At 41.2% G+C, this 18,912-nt stretch carries 14 protein-coding genes and 1 pseudogene; 14 read left to right on the top strand and 1 reads right to left on the bottom strand.

Annotated elements, in window-relative coordinates; translation table 11 throughout:
* Positions 1-193: 193 nt before the first annotated feature.
* Positions 194-1,885 carry an arginine--tRNA ligase gene (gene argS / locus HT699_RS03210; protein ID WP_023935327.1) on the bottom strand — a complete coding sequence of 564 codons (1,692 nt, stop codon included), beginning with the start codon at positions 1,883-1,885 and terminating at the stop codon, positions 194-196.
* 135 nt (positions 1,886-2,020) lie between these two features.
* On the opposite strand from argS, the gene argR reads away from it, so the two are divergent.
* The 14 genes and pseudogenes from argR to gltX all read left to right on the top strand — a co-directional run bounded on the left by argR (position 2,021) and on the right by gltX (position 18,909).
* Entirely contained in the window at positions 2,021-2,467 is a 447-nt protein-coding gene (gene argR, locus HT699_RS03215) for an arginine repressor (protein ID WP_001231476.1), read from the top strand.
* A 50-nt stretch (positions 2,468-2,517) separates the two neighbouring features.
* On the top strand, positions 2,518-5,052 hold the full coding sequence (gene mutS, locus HT699_RS03220; RefSeq protein WP_172934091.1) for a DNA mismatch repair protein MutS: 2,535 nt from the start codon (positions 2,518-2,520) through the stop codon (positions 5,050-5,052).
* 145 nt (positions 5,053-5,197) lie between these two features.
* A complete protein-coding gene (gene patA / locus HT699_RS03225; protein WP_138707348.1) occupies positions 5,198-6,904 on the top strand; it encodes a multidrug efflux ABC transporter subunit PatA in 1,707 nt (568 codons plus the stop codon).
* A 1-nt stretch (position 6,905) separates the two neighbouring features.
* On the top strand, positions 6,906-8,672 hold the full coding sequence (patB, locus tag HT699_RS03230; RefSeq protein WP_138707347.1) for a multidrug efflux ABC transporter subunit PatB: 1,767 nt from the start codon (positions 6,906-6,908) through the stop codon (positions 8,670-8,672).
* A gap of 137 nt (positions 8,673-8,809) precedes the next feature.
* The gene (locus tag HT699_RS03235; RefSeq protein ID WP_172934092.1) at positions 8,810-9,499 is read left to right on the top strand and encodes a gamma-glutamyl-gamma-aminobutyrate hydrolase family protein; all 690 of its coding nucleotides are present in this window, start codon (positions 8,810-8,812) and stop codon (positions 9,497-9,499) included.
* Positions 9,500-9,669: 170 nt separating this feature from the next.
* Positions 9,670-11,019: a glucose-6-phosphate isomerase gene (locus tag HT699_RS03240; protein ID WP_172934093.1), complete on the top strand. Its 1,350-nt coding sequence runs from the start codon at positions 9,670-9,672 to the stop codon at positions 11,017-11,019.
* A gap of 182 nt (positions 11,020-11,201) precedes the next feature.
* The gene (locus HT699_RS03245) at positions 11,202-12,002 is read left to right on the top strand and encodes an SDR family oxidoreductase (protein ID WP_023934055.1); all 801 of its coding nucleotides are present in this window, start codon (positions 11,202-11,204) and stop codon (positions 12,000-12,002) included.
* A 62-nt stretch (positions 12,003-12,064) separates the two neighbouring features.
* Positions 12,065-13,891, top strand: coding sequence for a PTS sugar transporter subunit IIA (locus HT699_RS03250; protein WP_080673552.1), 1,827 nt, complete (start codon positions 12,065-12,067; stop codon positions 13,889-13,891).
* Positions 13,891-14,370 (top strand): transcriptional regulator GutM, encoded by a 480-nt coding sequence (locus HT699_RS03255; RefSeq protein ID WP_023934056.1) that lies wholly within the window; start codon positions 13,891-13,893, stop codon positions 14,368-14,370. Before HT699_RS03250 ends, HT699_RS03255 begins: the two co-directional genes overlap by 1 nt.
* Before the next feature lie 15 nt (positions 14,371-14,385).
* Positions 14,386-14,928: a PTS glucitol/sorbitol transporter subunit IIC gene (locus tag HT699_RS03260; RefSeq protein WP_023934057.1), complete on the top strand. Its 543-nt coding sequence runs from the start codon at positions 14,386-14,388 to the stop codon at positions 14,926-14,928.
* 16 nt (positions 14,929-14,944) lie between these two features.
* Complete coding sequence (locus tag HT699_RS03265) at positions 14,945-15,925, top strand: PTS glucitol/sorbitol transporter subunit IIB (RefSeq protein ID WP_020992831.1); 981 nt, start codon at positions 14,945-14,947, stop codon at positions 15,923-15,925.
* Between the two features lie 98 nt (positions 15,926-16,023).
* On the top strand, positions 16,024-16,395 hold the full coding sequence (locus HT699_RS03270; protein WP_023935311.1) for a PTS glucitol/sorbitol transporter subunit IIA: 372 nt from the start codon (positions 16,024-16,026) through the stop codon (positions 16,393-16,395).
* Positions 16,396-16,841: 446 nt separating this feature from the next.
* Positions 16,842-17,318: pseudogene (pgi, locus tag HT699_RS03275) on the top strand (glucose-6-phosphate isomerase); the annotation flags it as partial.
* Between the two features lie 130 nt (positions 17,319-17,448).
* On the top strand, positions 17,449-18,909 hold the full coding sequence (gene gltX, locus HT699_RS03280) for a glutamate--tRNA ligase (protein ID WP_023934278.1): 1,461 nt from the start codon (positions 17,449-17,451) through the stop codon (positions 18,907-18,909).
* Positions 18,910-18,912 lie beyond the last annotated feature (3 nt).

The following is an 18,912-nucleotide window of genomic DNA, read 5'->3' on the forward strand; positions in this document are numbered from 1 at the left end:
TAGTTTTGCAGGAAGTCTATTATTTGGTTAGGTGAATTAGTGAAGCGTTTAGGCAAGTGTCTCTGGTTACGACGTAAAGAAACATAAATCGATCATATTTATGTCCTAAAACTAGTGAAGCGCCTAGCCAAAGTCCGAATAGGATTTGGCGTTAGTTACTTAGATTGCTTTGCAATCAAGTAACTTTGGCGATTTACATCTTCTCTGGCGCTTCTACTCCAAGCAAGCGAAGGGCTTCTTTGAGAACGACTGCGGTTGCGTAGCTGAGGGCTAGACGGCTGTCGCGTTCTGGGCTTTCATCCAAGATACGTGTATGTGCATAGTATTTGTTAAAGGATTGAGCTAGGTTAATTGCAAATTTAGCAATGATAGAAGGTTCAAAGTTATCTGCCGCACGGTTGATAATACGTGGGAAGTCTTGAATGAGTTTAATGATTTCCCAGCTTTCAGCATCATTCAAGCTATAGTTGCCAGCTGTTTCTGGTTTGAAATCCGCTTTGCGTAAGATCGATTGGATACGAGCGTAGGCGTATTGAACATAAGGTCCAGTTTCACCCTCGAAGGATACCATGGCCTCTAAGTCGAAGTCATATCCGTTTGTACGGTCAGTCTTGAGGTCATAGAACTTAATGGCTCCAACCCCAACAGCATGTGCTACCTGATCTTTATTTTCAAGTTCAGGATTTTTAGCTTCAATTTGGGCTTTTGCACGACTAATAGCCTCTGCAACAGTGGGCTCTAGCAAGATGACATTCCCTTTACGGGTAGAGAGTTTTTTCCCTTCTTTTGTAACCAAACCAAAAGGAACATGAGTAATGTCGTCACTCCAATCGTAGCCCATCTCTTGCAAGACAGCTTTGAGCTGTTTAAAGTGGGCAGATTGCTCTTGACCAACGACGTAGATAGATTTAGCAAATTGGTATTCGTTTTTACGGTAAAGGGCTGCAGCCAAGTCACGTGTGATATAGAGAGTTGCACCATCAGATTTTTTGATAAGGGCTGGATGCTCAATTCCATATTTCTCAAGATTCACAACTTGGGCACCTTCTGATTCAACAAGAAGGCCTTTTTCAGAAAGAATGTCTACAACTGCATCCATCTTATCGTTGTAGAAGGCTTCTCCGTTATAGCTGTCAAAATCAACCTGCAATTCATTGTAAAGGCGGTTAAATTCCACCAAACTTTCATCACGGAACCATTGCCAGAGAGCGAGGGCTTCCTCATCTCCATTTTCCAGTTTACGGAACCATTCGCGTGCTTCTTCATCCAAGCTAGGGTCATTTTCAGCCTCAGCATTGATGCGGACATAGAGTTTAAGAAGTTCATCAATTGGATGAGCTTTTACAGCTTCTTCGTCGCCCCATTTTTTGTAGGCAACAATCAACATCCCAAACTGTTTACCCCAGTCTCCCAAGTGGTTGACCTTGACTGTTTGATAACCGATTTTTTGGAAAATATGTGATAAGCTATCTCCGATGACAGTTGAGCGCAGGTGACCAATAGAAAATGGTTTAGCGATATTGGGACTAGACATATCGATAACAACATTTTCTTGTTTGCCAATAGTTTGGTCAGCATAGTGTTCTTTTTCAGTGATAACAGCTTGCAATACTTGAGCAGAAATGGCAGATTTATCAAGGAAAAAGTTGACGTAAGGTCCTGTTGCAACAACCTTTTCAAAGGATTGGCTGTTAATTTTTTCAGCCAGTTCAGCCGCGATCATTTGAGGTGCTTTACGTTCGACTTTTGCAAGAGAAAAAGCAGGGAAAGCAATGTCTCCCATTTCTGAGTTTTTAGGGGTTTCCAGTAAATTTAAAATAGCCTCTTGGTCCAGGCTATCAATGACGCTAGCCAATTCGCTAGCAATCAATTCTTTTGTATTCATTAAGAGCTCCTTTTTGGACTTTTCTACTATTTTATCACAATTTTAAAGAAAGAAGAAAAAATTTTTGAAATCTCCCGTTTTTTTGGTATAATATAGTTATAAAAATAGTTATAAATATTCACATAAGAGGATTTTATGAGAAAAAGAGATCGTCATCAGTTAATAAAAAAAATGATTACTGAGGAAAAATTAAGTACACAAAAAGAAATTCAAGATCGGTTGGAGGCGCACAATGTTTTTGTGACGCAGACAACCCTGTCTCGTGATTTGCGCGAAATCGGCTTGACCAAGGTCAAGAAAAATGATATGGTGTATTATGTACTAGCAAATGAGACAGAAAAGATTGATTTGGTGGAATTTTTGTCTCATCATTTAGAAGGTGTTGCAAGAGCAGAGTTTACCTTGGTGCTTCATACCAAACTGGGAGAAGCTTCTGTTTTGGCAAATATTGTAGATGCAAACAAGGATGAATGGATTTTAGGAACAGTTGCTGGTGCCAATACCTTATTGGTCATTTGTCGAGACCAGCACGTTGCCAAACTCATGGAAGATCGTTTGCTAGATTTGATGAAAGATAAGTAAGGTCTTGAGAGTTGCTCTCAAGACTTATTTTTGACAAGGAGAGACGGACAATGGCGACAGAAAAGCTATCACCTGGCATGCAACAGTATGTGGAGATTAAAAAGCAATATCCAGATGCGTTTTTGCTCTTTCGGATGGGTGATTTTTATGAATTATTTTATGAGGATGCGGTCAATGCTGCGCAGATTCTGGAAATTTCCTTAACGAGTCGCAACAAGAATGCCGACAATCCGATTCCTATGGCGGGTGTCCCCTATCATTCTGCCCAACAGTATATCGATGTCTTGATTGAGCAGGGCTATAAGGTGGCTATCGCAGAGCAGATGGAAGATCCTAAACAAGCAGTTGGGGTTGTGAAACGAGAGGTTGTTCAGGTCATTACGCCAGGGACAGTGGTCGATAGCAGTAAGCCGAACAGTCAGAATAATTTTTTGGTTGCCATAGACCGTGCTGGCAATCAATTTGGCCTAGCTTATATGGACCTGGTGACGGGTGACTTTTATGTGACAGGTCTTTTGGATTTCACGCTGGTTTGTGGGGAAATCCGTAATCTCAAGGCTCGAGAAGTGGTGCTGGGCTATGACTTGTCTGAGGAAGAGGAACAAATCCTTAGTCGTCAGATGAATCTGGTACTTTCCTATGAAAAAGAAGGCTTTGAAGACCTTCATTTACTGGATTCACGATTGGCAGCTGTGGAGCAAGCGGCATCTAGTAAATTGCTCCAGTATGTTCATCGGACTCAGATGAGGGAATTGAACCACCTCAAGCCTGTTATCCGCTATGAAATCAAAGATTTCTTGCAGATGGATTATGCGACCAAGGCTAGTCTGGATTTGGTTGAGAATGCTCGTTCAGGCAAGAAGCAAGGCAGTCTTTTCTGGCTTTTGGATGAAACCAAAACGGCTATGGGGATGCGTCTCTTGCGTTCTTGGATTCATCGTCCTTTGATTGATAAGGAACGAATCGTCCAACGTCAAGAAGTGGTGCAGGTCTTTCTTGACCACTTCTTTGAGCGTAGTGATTTGACAGACAGTCTCAAGGGTGTTTATGACATTGAGCGCTTGGCTAGTCGTGTTTCTTTTGGCAAGACCAATCCCAAGGATCTCTTGCAGTTGGCGACTACCTTGTCTAGTGTGCCACGGATTCGTGCGATTTTAGAAGGGATGGAGCAACCTGCTCTAGCCTATCTCATCGCACAACTGGATGGAATTCCTGAGTTGGAGAGTTTGATTAGCGCAGCGATTGCTCCTGAAGCTCCTCATGTGATTACAGAAGGTGGTATTATCCGAACTGGATTTGATGAGACTTTAGACAAGTACCGTCGCGTTCTCAGAGAAGGGACTGGCTGGATTGCTGAGATTGAGGCTAAGGAACGCGAAAACTCTGGTATCAGTACGCTCAAGATTGACTATAATAAAAAGGATGGCTACTATTTCCATGTGACCAATTCACAACTGGGAAATGTGCCTGCTCACTTTTTCCGCAAGGCGACGCTGAAAAACTCAGAACGCTTCGGTACCGAGGAATTAGCTCGTATCGAAGGCGACATGTTGGAGGCGCGTGAGAAGTCAGCTAACCTAGAGTACGAAATTTTTATGCGCATTCGTGAAGAGGTCGGCAAGTACATTCAGCGTTTGCAGGCTCTAGCTCAAGGAATTGCGACCGTTGATGTCTTGCAAAGTCTGGCGGTTGTAGCTGAAACCCAGCATTTGATTCGACCTGAATTCGGAGATGATTCGCGAATTGATATCCAGAAAGGACGCCATGCTGTCGTTGAAAAGGTTATGGGGGCTCAGACCTATATTCCCAATACGATTCAGATGGCAGAAGATACCAGTATTCAACTGATTACAGGACCCAACATGAGCGGGAAGTCAACCTACATGCGTCAGTTAGCCATGACGGCGATAATGGCCCAGTTGGGCTCTTATGTGCCAGCAGAAAGTGCCCATTTACCTATTTTTGATGCTATCTTTACCCGTATCGGAGCAGCCGATGATTTGGTTTCAGGCCAATCAACCTTCATGGTGGAGATGATGGAGGCCAACAATGCCATTTCGCATGCAACAAAGAATTCCTTGATTCTTTTTGATGAGTTAGGTCGTGGAACTGCAACTTATGACGGGATGGCTCTTGCCCAGTCCATCATCGAATACATCCATGAACATATCGGAGCCAAGACCCTCTTTGCGACCCACTACCATGAGTTGACTAGTCTGGAGTCTAGTTTACAACACTTGGTCAATGTCCACGTGGCAACCTTGGAGCAGGATGGGCAGGTCACCTTCCTTCACAAGATTGAACCAGGGCCAGCTGATAAATCCTATGGTATCCATGTTGCCAAGATTGCTGGTTTACCGGCTGATCTTTTAGCGAGAGCGGATAAGATTTTAACGCAACTGGAGAGTCAGGGGCAAGAAAGTCCTGCTCCTATGAAACAAACAAGTACTGTCTTAGAACAAATTTCACTCTTTGATACGACTGAAGAACATCCTATCCTAGCAGAATTAGCTAAACTGGATGTTTACAATATGACACCTATGCAGGCTATGAATGTCTTGGTCGAGTTAAAACAGAAACTATAAAGAGAAAATTACTAGTCATTCTAGCTGTATCAAGGAGACTTCTTTGACAATCCCCCACTTTTTTGCTAGAATAACATCACACAAACAGAATGAGAAGGAGCTGACACATTGTCGCTCCCTTTTGTCTATTTTTTAAGGAGAAAGTATGCTGATTCAGAAAATAAAAACCTACAAGTGGCAGGCCTTGACTTCGCTTCTGATGACAGGCTTGATGGTTGCTAGTTCACTTCTGCAACCGCGTTATCTGCAGGAAGTCTTAGACGCCCTCCTTGCTGGAAAATATGAAGCTATTTATAGTATCGGGGCTTGGTTGATTGGTGTGGCCGTAGTCGGTCTAGTTGCTGGTGGACTCAATGTTGTCCTCGCAGCCTATATTGCCCAAGGAGTTTCATCTGACCTTCGGGAGGATGCCTTCCGTAAAATCCAAACCTTTTCTTATGCTAATATTGAACAATTTAATGCGGGAAATCTAGTCGTTCGCATGACAAATGATATCAACCAGATTCAGAACGTCGTCATGATGACCTTCCAAATTCTTTTCAGACTCCCCCTCTTGTTCATCGGTTCCTTTATCTTGGCAGTTCAAACCTTACCTTCTCTGTGGTGGGTGATTGTTCTCATGGTAGTCTTGATTTTTGGTTTGACTGCTGTCATGATGGGAATGATGGGGCCTCGTTTTGCCAAGTTTCAAACCCTTCTTGAACGCATCAATGCTATTGCCAAGGAAAATCTGCGTGGCGTTCGCGTGGTCAAGTCCTTTGTCCAAGAAAAAGAGCAATTTGCTAAGTTTACGGAGGTTTCAGACGAGCTTCTTGGTCAAAACCTTTACATTGGTTATGCCTTTTCAGTAGTGGAACCTTTCATGATGTTGGTCGGTTATGGGGCGGTATTCCTCTCTATTTGGCTAGTTGCAGGGATGGTTCAGTCGGATCCGTCAGTTGTTGGCTCCATTGCTTCCTTTGTCAATTACTTGAGCCAGATTATCTTTACCATTGTTATGGTTGGATTTTTAGGAAATTCTGTCAGTCGTGCCATGATTTCTATGCGTCGTATTCGAGAAATTCTTGACGCAGAGCCAGCCATGACCTTCAAGGATGTCCCAGATGAAGAGTTGGTCGGAAGTCTTAGCTTTGAAAATGTGACCTTTACCTATCCAATGGATAAGGAACCGATGCTGAAAGATGTGAGCTTTACTATTGAACCTGGTCAGATGGTTGGTGTAGTTGGAGCCACTGGTGCAGGAAAGTCAACCTTGGCTCAATTGATTCCACGTCTCTTTGACCCGCAGGAAGGGGCTATCAAAATCGGAGGCAAGGATATTCGCAAAGTGAGTGAAGGAACCCTGCGTAAAACTGTTTCTATCGTTCTCCAACGTGCTATTCTCTTCAGTGGAACCATTGCAGATAACTTGAGACAGGGCAAAGGAGATGCCACTCTATTTGAAATGGAGCGTGCAGCCAATATTGCCCAAGCCAGTGAATTCATCCATCGTATGGAGAAAACCTTTGAAAGTCCAGTTGAGGAACGAGGAACCAACTTCTCAGGTGGACAAAAACAAAGGATGTCGATTGCGCGTGGGATTGTCAGCAATCCACGTATTCTGATTTTTGACGATTCGACCTCGGCCTTGGATGCTAAGTCAGAGCGCCTGGTTCAAGAAGCCTTGAATAAGGACTTGAAGGGAACAACAACCATTATCATCGCGCAAAAGATTAGCTCGGTTGTTAATGCAGATAAAATCTTGGTTCTAGATCAAGGACGATTGATTGGTCAAGGTACGCATGCAGACTTGGTTGCCAACAATGCTGTTTACCGTGAAATCTACGAAACACAGAAAGGAAAGGAGGAGTAAAATGAAGACAGTTCAATTTTTTTGGAATTATTTTAAAGTTTATAAGCTATCATTTGTAGTTGTTATCCTGATGATTGTTCTGGCGACTCTTGCCCAAGCTCTCTTTCCGGTCTTTTCTGGACAAGCAGTGACGCAACTAGTTAATTTAGTCCAAGCTTATCAAGATGGCAATCCAGAACTTGTTTGGCAAAGCCTATCAGGAATCATGGTCAATCTTGGTCTGCTGGTTTTGGTTCTATTTATCTCTAGTGTCATATACATGTGTCTCATGACGCGCGTGATTGCAGAATCGACCAACGAGATGCGCAAAGGCCTCTTCGGTAAGCTTGCTCGGTTGACGGTTTCTTTCTTTGACCGCCGACAAGATGGCGATATCCTATCTCGTTTTACCAGTGATTTGGATAATATCCTCCAAGCCTTTAATGAAAGTCTGGTTCAGGTCATGAGCAATATTGTTTTATACATTGGTCTGATTCTTGTCATGTTTTCGAGAAATGTGACGCTGGCTCTCATCACCATTGCAAGCACACCAGTGGCCTTCCTCATGTTGATTTTCATCGTGAAAATGGCACGCAAATACACCAATCTCCAGCAGAAAGAGGTAGGGAAGCTCAACGCCTATATGGATGAGAGTATCTCAGGCCAAAAAGCCGTGATTGTGCAAGGAATTCAAGAGGATATGATGGCAGGATTTCTTGAACAAAATGAGCGCGTACGCAAGGCAACCTTTAAAGGAAGGATGTTCTCAGGAATTCTGTTCCCTGTCATGAATGGGATGAGTCTGGTTAATACAGCCGTCGTTATCTTTGCTGGTTCGGCCGTTCTATTAAACGATAAGACTATTGAAACAAGTACAGCCCTAGGTTTGATTGTGATGTTTGCCCAATTTTCACAGCAGTACTACCAGCCTATTATTCAAGTTGCAGCTAGTTGGGGAAGTCTTCAGTTGGCCTTTACAGGGGCTGAACGGATACAGGAAATGTTTGATGCAGAGGAAGAAATCCGACCTGAAAAGGCTCCAATCTTCACTCAGTTGCAAGAAGGTGTTGAAATCAGTCATATCGATTTTTCATACTTGCCTGATAAACCTATTTTGAAAGATGTCAACATTTCTGCCCCTAAAGGCCAGATGACTGCAGTTGTTGGGCCAACGGGTTCAGGGAAAACCACTATTATGAACCTCATCAATCGCTTTTATGATGTTGATGCTGGCGGTATTTATTTTGATGATAAAGACATTCGTGACTATGATTTAGATAGTCTTAGAAGTAAAGTGGGAATTGTCTTGCAAGATTCCGTTCTTTTTAGCGGAACCATTCGAGACAATATCCGTTTCGGTGTGCCAGATGCCAGTCAGGAAATGGTTGAGTCAGCAGCCAAAGCAAGCCACATTCACGACTATATCGAAAGTTTGCCTGATAAGTACGATACTCTTATTGATGATGAGCAGAGTATCTTCTCGACAGGGCAGAAGCAATTGATTTCCATTGCTCGAACCCTGATGACAGATCCAGAAGTTCTCATTCTCGATGAAGGCACTTCAAACGTAGATACGGTGACAGAAAGCAAGATTCAGCATGCCATGGAGGCAGTTGTAGCAGGCAAAACCAGTTTCGTCATTGCCCACCGCTTGAAAACCATTCTCAATGCAGATCAGATTATTGTCCTTAAAGATGGAGAAGTCATTGAACGCGGTAGCCATCATGAACTCTTGAAGCTAGGTGGATTCTACTCAGAACTCTATCACAATCAATTTGTCTTTGAATAAGAAAGAAGTTGTCCTATGGGGCAGCTTTTTCTTGTCCATAAAAAATATTTATCACGGCCTTTAAAAAAACATATTAGACGAAAGACGTTTTGAGTGATAAGATAGGACTATCGTTAATATTCGAAAGGAGAGACATCATGCCTAGAACCGTTGTAGGAGTTGCTGCAAATCTATGTCCCGTAGACACAGAAGGCAAAAACATTCATTCATCTGTATCTTGTAGATTCGCAGAGAGCATTCGTCAAGTCGGTGGTCTCCCTTTAGTCATTCCTGTTGGTGATGAGTCTGTTGTACGCGATTATGTAGAAATGATTGACAAATTGATTTTGACAGGAGGCCAAAATGTTCATCCTCAGTTTTATGGAGAGAAAAAGACCATCGAGAGCGATGATTATAATCTGGTCCGTGATGAATTTGAATTGGCACTCTTGAAAGAAGCACTCCGTCAGAATAAACCAATTATGGCAATCTGTCGCGGTGTTCAACTTGTCAATGTTGCCTTTGGTGGAACCCTCAATCAAGAAATCGAAGGTCACTGGCAAGGACTACCTTTCGGAACATCTCACTCTATTGAGACAGTGGAAGGAAGCGTGGTTGCCAAGCTATTTGGAAAAGAAAGTCAGGTCAACTCGGTCCATCGTCAAAGCATTAAAGATTTGGCATCTAATTTCCGTGTAACTGCTATTGATCCAAGAGACCAGACCATCGAAGCGATTGAGTCTATCGACGAACACCGCATTATCGGTTTGCAGTGGCATCCAGAGTTTCTGGTCAATGAAGAAGATGGTAATTTAGAATTATTTGAGTATTTATTGAATGAACTGTAACGACTGGAACATCTAGTCGTTCTTTCTTTTATTTTTTCAAAATTTTTGGAATGTGGGATTTTTACGCAAACGTTTGAATTCTGATAAAAATTGGAGAAATTCGACAAAAAAACTTGAAAAAAACGAAGGTAAGCGTTATGATAGAAAAGAAGAAATATTGGAGGAATAACATGTCACATATTAAATTTGATTATTCAAAAGTTTTAGACAAATTTGTTGCACCACATGAAGTGGAATACATGCAAGCACAAGTTACAGCTGCTGACGAATTGATCCGTAAAGGAACTGGTGCTGGTAGCGACTTCTTGGGATGGTTGGACCTTCCTGAAAACTACGACCGCGAAGAATTTGACCGTATCTTGAAAGCTGCTGAGCAAATTAAGTCAGACAGCGATGTTTTGGTTGTGATCGGTATCGGTGGATCTTACCTTGGTGCCAAAGCAGCAATCGACTTCTTGAACCACCACTTTGCAAACTTGCAAACAAAAGAAGAACGTAAAGCTCCACAAATCCTTTACGCTGGAAACTCAATCTCATCTACTTACCTTGCTGACTTGGTAGAGTATGTTGCAGACAAAGACTTCTCAGTAAACGTGATTTCTAAATCAGGTACAACAACTGAACCAGCTATCGCTTTCCGTGTTTTCAAAGAACTCTTGGTTAAGAAATACGGTCAAGAAGAAGCCAACAAACGTATCTATGCAACAACTGACCGCCAAAAAGGTGCTGTTAAGGTTGAAGCAGATGCTAACGGCTGGGAAACATTTGTTGTTCCAGATGACATCGGTGGACGCTTCTCAGTATTGACAGCCGTTGGTTTGCTTCCAATCGCTGCATCAGGAGCTGACATCAAAGCCCTTATGGAAGGTGCTAACGCAGCTCGCAAAGACTACACTTCAGATAAAATCTCTGAAAACGAAGCTTACCAATACGCAGCAGTTCGTAACATCCTTTACCGTAAAGGCTATGCAACTGAAATCTTGGTAAACTATGAGCCATCACTTCAATACTTCTCAGAATGGTGGAAACAATTGGCTGGTGAATCAGAAGGAAAAGACCAAAAAGGTATCTACCCAACTTCAGCCAACTTCTCAACTGACTTGCACTCACTTGGTCAATTCATCCAAGAAGGAACTCGTATCATGTTTGAAACAGTTGTTCGTGTTGACAAACCTCGTAAAAACGTGATTATTCCTAGCTTGGAAGAAGACCTTGATGGACTTGGTTACCTTCAAGGAAAAGACGTTGACTTTGTAAACAAAAAAGCGACTGATGGTGTTCTTCTTGCCCACACAGATGGTGATGTACCAAACATGTATGTGACTCTTCCAGAGCAAGACGCTTTCACTCTTGGTTACACAATCTACTTCTTCGAATTGGCTATCGCCCTTTCAGGTTACTTGAATGCTATCAACCCATTTGACCAACCAGGTGTTGAAGCTTATAAACATAACATGTTTGCCCTTCTTGGAAAACCAGGATTTGAAGAGCTCGGTGCAGAACTGAATGCACGTCTTTGATTCTCATATATGTTGAGCTAATTCAGAATAAAAAAGATCCACAAGTTCATTTCTTGTGGATTTTTAGTACAAGCCTTTTAATTAGTTTATCATTTTTTTGAACAGTGTAAAAAAGAGTGTCTTAATTCTTTTATGAAAGCGCTGTATAATTGCCTTGTAAATAAAACTTGAGAGGTATCAAAATGAATGATTGGTTAAATATAAAAGGCAAAACAGTTCTTGTGACGGGTGCGTCATCTGGGATCGGTAAGGCAATCGTTGAAGAATTGCTGGAATTAGGTGTCAATGTAGCGAATTTTGACCTTAGCGACAACGATTTGCGTCACCCGAATCTATTATTTGTAAAAGTTGATGTAACTTCTCGCTCTGAAGTAGAAGTAGGAGTCGCTAAAATAGTTGAAAGATTTGGCAATATTGATGCGGTGGTCAACAATGCGGGGATTAATGTCCCTAGATTATTAATTGATGCAGAAAATCCTAAAGGTCCTTACGAGTTAGACGATGAAACGTTTGAAAAAGTAACAATGATTAACCAAAAAGGTCTGTATTTGGTTAGCCAGGCAGTAGGCCGGATTCTGGTTCAAAATAGAAAAGGTGTAATTGTAAACATGGCTTCAGAAGCAGGCTTGGAAGGTTCTGAAGGACAAAGTGCCTATGCTGCCACGAAAGCAGCAGTCTATAGTTACACTCGTTCATGGGCGAAAGAGCTTGGTAAACATGGTGTACGTGTGGTTGGAATTGCTCCAGGAATTATGGAAGCTACGGGTCTTCGAACTCTTTCTTACGAGGAAGCTCTTGCTTATACCCGTGGAAAGACGGTAGAAGATATTCGAGCTGGTTATGCTTCAACTTCAACGACTCCATTGGGACGGAGTGGGAAACTACGGGAAGTAGCTGATCTTGTAGCGTTCTATATTTCAGACCGTTCTAGCTATATAACAGGTGTCACTACAAATATTGCCGGAGGTAAAACTCGCGGTTAAAAAAATGAAGGTGAGGAAGAGAGTTGACCTTAGTAAATCGATGGTATAACATTTTAGAAAAAATGGTCTCACAGCCAACTTATTTCTTGGTAGATATGCGCTCGGAGCTGGATATTAGTATGCAAACCTTGCAAAAGAGTATCCAACAATTAAATGATGTTTTGGCTCCTAATATCCAGATTATCTCACAAGATGATCAATTAATGTTAGAAGTGTATGACTATACAGAGTTGGAAAAGATTTTATCTGGTAGTTTAAAACAGGAGAGTGACTTCAATTCTTCCAGTAAAAGAATCGCCTATTTGCTAAAACGTTTAATTGAGTCAACCTCCCCTCTTCTTATTGACGATTTGGCTGAGGAAGTAGGTGTTAGTAGAAGTACCCTTAATAAGGATTTAAAACAAGTAAAATCTTTGGCAGAGAGTTACTCTATCACTATTTCAGGAAAGCCCAATCGTGGGCTGGAGGTCTTGGGGAGCGAGCTGAATTTGCGCTTGCTCTATATTCACCAAGTGGCTCCTTACTTTGAAGGAAGGACACTCACTGAGGCAACATCTTCTTTTCTGGAGACGCTAGTCCAGGATTATAAAATCCCTAAAGAAACACAGGAGCTCCTTCGAAAGACCCTTTCAATTATGGTGGATCGTATTCATACATCTAGGGTGTTGAATTGTCCTATTCCCTACTATAGGAATGATTTAACAGAGACACATTTGGCTGAGAAATTAATCTATCATATTGAGGTGACTTATAAGATTTCCCTCAGTCAGTTTGAGATAGACTTTTTGTGTTTTCCGTTTAATGTCCGTTTTATTGACACTTTAAGCAAGCCGTCTTATCAATCTGAACAGCTTGCATACATTTTTCAAGGGATTGTCAAGAAAGTCAAAGAAACTATGTTGGTTCACTTTGATGATGAAGAATTATTTGAAGAAATCAAGTCTCATTTAGGGTCCTTAATCAATCGACTGATTTTCCATGTGCAAGCTAATGATATATTTCATGGCGAGGTTCAAACTCAATATCCTTTTGCTTTTGAAATGGCGAAAATTGCTGGAGAAGAACTATCTACAATTTTTGGTTCTGAATTGGAATTATCTGAAATCGGATATCTGGCTTTGTATTTTGAAATGATTTTAAGAAAACAAAATTCTGCTGTTAAGGGTTCTCGCAAGCAGATAGCTGTGGTTTGCACAACAGGAAGAGGAACTGCTGCGATGATTATCCAGCAACTCAGACGAGTCATTGGAAATGATGTAGACATTACTCAGTATTCTGAAGAGGATTTTAATGTGGAATTGAATCAGGACTATTTCGCGATTTTTACGACAGTTCCTCTAAAATATAAAGATTCTAAATCTCCAGTCATTCAAGTTAATCATCTTTTTGATGATCAATGGCTGCAGGAAGAATGGCAGAAAGCCAATGCTTTTCATCAAAAAAATCTAGAAACAGTCAGCTTACGTTTTATTCGATTAAGCCCCCAAAAAACCTATCAGCAATACTTGCTAAATATGTCTGCGGAGTTAGAGAAACTTCAGATGATTGATGAAGGTTTTAGAAATCGGATAATTGATAGGGAGAAAAAGCAATCAACCATTTTTGGTGGAGGAATTGCGTTCCCCCATACAATTAACCAGGGTTATGCAAAGACTATTTTAATGTTCGGAAAACTAGAAGAGCCTTATCAAAAAGGAGATGAATGGATTGAATTTATCTTTCTAGTCGCCATACCCTCAGAAATTGAAAGAAAAATGGAAAGTGAATTGCTGGAATTGTATGACGACATTTTTCGAATTGCAGGAGAGCCTTCTCTAAAAGAAGCATTGAGGGCTGTAGAAACAGAGACAGAGTTTCTATCATTTTCTAAGAGCAAAGGAGTATTTTAATGAATTCGATAATAATTTTCGCTGTATTTGTCATGGCAGCTTATATATTTCAAATGTTCCTCGGCTGGCAGCAACTGAAAGACTTCAATAAGACCTATACGATGCTCCGGAAACTGGGGCGCGTAGCGATTGGCAGGAAATCCGGAAGAATCAAATCCGGTACGATTGTCATGTTCGCGGTTGATGAAAACGGTCGGGTTCTTAAAGCTAGCAAAATGCAAGGAGTCACAATCTTAGCGCGTTTTCAAAATATGGACGATTATGTTGGAGAAGACATCCATTATTTTGACAAGTATAATCCTCTTGTGAGAAAAGAAAATAAGTTGATGCAATCAGCTATAGAAGATGCTAGAAAAGTCTATCTTTGGCATGAGGCAGGTATTGAGAAAGAGACAAGTTCTTCTGATTCTTTTCTGGGATTCGGCTTTTATGCGGCTTACTTACAATTATCTATTAAACAGTTATTTAAAAAAAAATAAGAAAAGGAGTTCCTTATGAATTATATTACAGAATTTGCAGAGAGTTTTATGAAACTCTTCCAATTAGGTGGAGAAACCTTTATTAGCTGGATGACAAATATTGTACCTCTTGTCTTGATGCTATTGATTGCAATGAATACCCTTATCGCTTTCTTGGGAGAAGAGAAGGTCAATTCCCTAGCTAAGATTTCTGCCAAAAATCCTGTTAGCCGGTATATGATTTTACCTTTCATTTCAGCCTTTATGCTGGGGAATCCGATGGCGATTAGTATGGGACGTTTCTTACCAGAATATTATAAACCTAGTTTTGTAGCAGCTCAGATGCAGTTCTGCCATACTTCAAATGGTGTATTCCCGCATATCAATCCTGGGGAGTTGTTTGTATGGGTGGGAATTGCAACAGGAATTCAAAATTTAGGTTTAAGTCAAACGGACTTAGCCATTCGTTACATGCTTGTTGGGATTGTCATGAACTTTGTAGGCGGTTGGGTAACCGATTTTACAACTGCTTATGTAGCAAAACAGCAAGGTGTTACCTTGAGTAAAACATTTGATTGATAGAAAGAGTGAAATTATGTCATATAAGAGTATAAAAGTTGTTAAAGGAAATGGTGGTTTCGGGGGCCCTTTGGTCATTACACCTAGTGAGGCTAAGCATAAATTCATCTATATCACTGGTGGCGGAGAAAAGCCAGATATTGTAGATAAAATTGCTGATTTGACCGGTATGGAAGCTGTTAACGGGTTTAAAACTTCTATCCCAGATGAGGAAATTGCTTTAGCAATCGTAGATTGCGGCGGTACTCTTCGCTGCGGTATTTATCCTAAAAAGGGGATCCCTACAATCAATATTGTCGCTACAGGGAAAAGTGGCCCTCTAGCTCAATATATCACCGAGGAAATCTATGTGTCAGCAGTTGGCCTTAATCAAATTTCTGCTGCTAATGAAGACGAAAAAGCGACAACTGTGGTAACTGAAAAGCCAACTTACGATACTAGTAAAAAAATTACAGAGCAAAAAGCTGAAACAAGTATTGTAGCACGAATTGGGATGGGCGCTGGGAAGGTCGTTGCGACTTTCAACCAGGCTGCTCGTGAAGCCATTCAGACAATGCTCAATACAATCATTCCTTTCATGGCCTTTGTTTCCTTGCTGATTGGGGTTATTCAAGGTTCAGGTGTTGGAAATTGGCTGGCAAAATTAATGGTTCCCCTGGCGGGGAACATCTGGGGGCTCATTTTGATTGGCTTTATCTGTTCCTTGCCATTCCTATCTCCTTTGTTAGGCCCCGGAGCTGTTATCAGTCAGATTATCGGAACCTTAATTGGAGTCGAAATCGGAAAAGGAAATATTCCACCCCAAATGGCTCTACCAGCTATATTTGCTATCAACACCCAAAACGGTTGTGATTTCATCCCTGTAGCACTCGGTCTTTCTGAAGCCAAAGCTGAAACAGTTGAGGTTGGTGTTCCTTCTGTACTTTATTCACGCTTTCTAAATGGTGTTCCGCGGGTGCTAGTAGCTTGGATAGCTAGTATTGGCCTTTATCAGTAGAACTTTGATAGATGCACGTAAACACAGCAACTATTATGTTAAACTTATCTATAAGCATAAGTTTATGACAGATTTGAGAAAGGATGAATAGGAATTAGATGAAGAAAATTTTTGAAGCTAAAGTAATTCAAGTGGGGCTTGAAGCTCAGAATATGATTCAAGACGCTAATATGCTCATTTTATTTGGAGAAGAAGCTCCGGAAGATTTAGCAGAGTATTGTTTTAAAATCGATAACAAAAATCTTCTAGGTGCAATACTAGAAGGTGGAAAGCTGGTCGTAGATAGTCAGGAATATTCGATTACTGCCGTAGGAAATGTAGTAGAAAAAAATTTAACTGGACTGGGGCATATCACGATTTCTTTTGATGGTTCAAAAGAGGGGAGCCTTCCTGGTACACTCCATGTCGCAGCAGACCAAGCAGTAGTACTTGAGAAAGGTTCTACCATTCAGATTTTCGAAGCTGCCTAAGTAAGATAAAATATCTAATTAAGAATACTAGAAAAATAAGAGTCTAAAAACTTGAATCAGAGCCTGGGCAAAAAGTCCAGGCTTTTGAGTCTAAATTTAAAAAAACAGATAACTTAGTGGTTGATTGGCATCTTCCTTCGCTTTGTAAGTCCCAAAGATTGCCTGATCAACTGTGCGGGGGGAGGTGGAAGACGAACTTTTTAACTTGTTTGAAGTTCTTTCCCACTCTCTTTTTTGATAGGAAAAATAATTTATATTATAATATTGTGAAATTTGTCATTGTTTTTCAATGTTTTCGCAATATGACAAATCAACAAAATTTATAAGGAGAAAAGCATGCCAGAATAAGACGGTCAAGGTCAAGCGCAAAGGGCTTGGCAAGTCAATCAAACTAGCCAGCCAGTGCAAGGGAATTTCCAGCAGATGCATCTACAAGGGGTGCCTGAACAGAAGGAAAAGACCAAAAAGGTATCTACCCAACTTCAGCTAACTTCTCAACTGACTTGCACTCATTGGGTCAATTTATCCAAGAAGGAACTCGTATCCTCTTTGAAACAGTTATCCGTGTTGACAAACCTCGCAAGAACGTGATTATCCCTAGCTTGGAAGAAGATCTTGATGGACTTGGTTACCTTCAAGGAAAAGACGTTGACTTTGTAAACAAAAAAGCGACTGACGGTGTTCTTCTTGCCCACACAGATGGTGACGTACCAAACATGTACGTGACTCTTCCAGAACAAGATGCTTTCACTCTTGGTTACACTATCTACTTCTTCGAATTGGCTATCGCCCTTTCTGGTTACTTGAATGCTATCAACCCATTTGACCAACCAGGTGTTGAAGCTTATAAACATAACATGTTTGCCCTTCTTGGAAAACCAGGATTTGAAGAATTGAGCAAAGAACTTAACGCACGTCTATAATAATAGAAGAAAAGAGTGGTTTGTCCACTCTTTTTACTCTCTTTATCCATAGAAATTGGACTCAGCCAAGACTTGTGATATAATATAGAGAGCAAAAAGGCAGACGCCTAGAGACTTTATAGGAGAAACTATGTCAAAAGATATCCGCGTACGTTACGCACCAAGTCCAACAGGACTACTACACATCGGGAATGCCCGTACAGCATTGTTTAATTACTTGTATGCGCGCCATCATGGTGGAACATTTCTCATTCGTATCGAAGATACTGACCGTAAACGCCATGTCGAGGATGGTGAACGTTCACAACTTGAAAACCTTCGCTGGTTAGGCATGGATTGGGATGAAAGTCCAGAATCACATGAGAATTATCGCCAGTCTGAGCGTTTGGACTTGTATCAAAAATACATCGACCAACTGTTAGCTGAAGGAAAAGCCTACAAATCTTACGTCACAGAAGAAGAGTTGGCAGCTGAACGCGAACGCCAAGAAGCAGCAGGTGAAACACCTCGCTATATCAACGAATACCTTGGTATGAGTGAAGAAGAAAAAGCGGCTTACATCGCAGAACGTGAAGCAGCAGGGATTATCCCAACGGTTCGTTTGGCTGTCAATGAGTCAGGTATCTACAAGTGGCATGATATGGTCAAAGGTGATATCGAATTTGAAGGTGGCAATATCGGTGGTGACTGGGTTATCCAAAAGAAAGACGGTTACCCAACATACAACTTTGCCGTTGTCATCGATGACCATGATATGCAAATTTCTCACGTAATCCGTGGAGACGACCACATTGCTAATACACCAAAACAGCTCATGGTTTATGAAGCGCTTGGTTGGGAAGCTCCAGAGTTCGGTCACATGACCTTAATCATCAACTCTGAGACTGGTAAGAAGTTATCTAAACGTGATACTAATACACTTCAATTTATCGAAGATTACCGAAAGAAAGGTTACCTTCCAGAAGCAGTTTTTAACTTTATTGCTCTTCTTGGTTGGAACCCAGGTGGCGAAGATGAGATTTTCTCTCGTGAAGAATTGATTAAACTTTTCGATGAAAACCGCCTCAGCAAGTCTCCAGCAGCCTTTGACCAGAAAAAACTAGACTGGATGAGCAATGATTATATCAAGAATGCAGACCTAGAAACTATCTTTGAAATGGCAAAACCATTCCTAGAAGAAGCAGGTCGATTGACTGACAAGGCTGAAAAATTAGTTGAGCTCTATAAACCACAAATGAAATCAGTAGATGAGATTATCCCATTGACAGACCTCTTCTTCTCAGACTTCCCAGAATTAACTGAGGCTGAGAAAGAAGTCATGGCAGGTGAAACAGTCCCAACAGTTCTTGAAGCCTTCAAAGCAAAACTCGAAGTGATGACAGATGATGAATTCGTGACAGAGAATATCTTCCCACAAATTAAAGCAGTCCAAAAGGAAACAGGTATTAAAGGGAAAAATCTTTTCATGCCTATTCGTATCGCAGTTTCAGGTGAAATGCATGGACCAGAATTACCAGATACAATTTTCTTGCTTGGACGTGAAAAATCAATCCAGCATATCGAAAATATGTTAAAGGAAATCTCTAAGTAAGAA

Source organism: Streptococcus sp. 1055, from assembly GCF_013276815.1.
Lineage (GTDB): Bacteria > Bacillota > Bacilli > Lactobacillales > Streptococcaceae > Streptococcus > Streptococcus pseudopneumoniae.

Excerpts from the sequence above, each read along its gene's own strand:
- HT699_RS03255 (WP_023934056.1), top strand. The coding sequence starts at position 13,891 with ATGAATTCGATAATAATTTTCGCTGTATTTGTCATGGCAGCTTATATA.
- argR (WP_001231476.1), top strand. The coding sequence starts at position 2,021 with ATGAGAAAAAGAGATCGTCATCAGTTAATAAAAAAAATGATTACTGAG.
- HT699_RS03270 (WP_023935311.1), top strand. The coding sequence starts at position 16,024 with ATGAAGAAAATTTTTGAAGCTAAAGTAATTCAAGTGGGGCTTGAAGCT.
- HT699_RS03240 (WP_172934093.1), top strand. The coding sequence starts at position 9,670 with ATGTCACATATTAAATTTGATTATTCAAAAGTTTTAGACAAATTTGTT.
- HT699_RS03245 (WP_023934055.1), top strand. The coding sequence starts at position 11,202 with ATGAATGATTGGTTAAATATAAAAGGCAAAACAGTTCTTGTGACGGGT.
- HT699_RS03260 (WP_023934057.1), top strand. The coding sequence starts at position 14,386 with ATGAATTATATTACAGAATTTGCAGAGAGTTTTATGAAACTCTTCCAA.
- HT699_RS03235 (WP_172934092.1), top strand. The coding sequence starts at position 8,810 with ATGCCTAGAACCGTTGTAGGAGTTGCTGCAAATCTATGTCCCGTAGAC.
- HT699_RS03265 (WP_020992831.1), top strand. The coding sequence starts at position 14,945 with ATGTCATATAAGAGTATAAAAGTTGTTAAAGGAAATGGTGGTTTCGGG.
- patA (WP_138707348.1), top strand. The coding sequence starts at position 5,198 with ATGCTGATTCAGAAAATAAAAACCTACAAGTGGCAGGCCTTGACTTCG.
- gltX (WP_023934278.1), top strand. The coding sequence starts at position 17,449 with ATGTCAAAAGATATCCGCGTACGTTACGCACCAAGTCCAACAGGACTA.
- HT699_RS03250 (WP_080673552.1), top strand. The coding sequence starts at position 12,065 with ATGGTCTCACAGCCAACTTATTTCTTGGTAGATATGCGCTCGGAGCTG.
- mutS (WP_172934091.1), top strand. The coding sequence starts at position 2,518 with ATGGCGACAGAAAAGCTATCACCTGGCATGCAACAGTATGTGGAGATT.
- patB (WP_138707347.1), top strand. The coding sequence starts at position 6,906 with ATGAAGACAGTTCAATTTTTTTGGAATTATTTTAAAGTTTATAAGCTA.
- argS (WP_023935327.1), bottom strand. The coding sequence starts at position 1,885 with ATGAATACAAAAGAATTGATTGCTAGCGAATTGGCTAGCGTCATTGAT.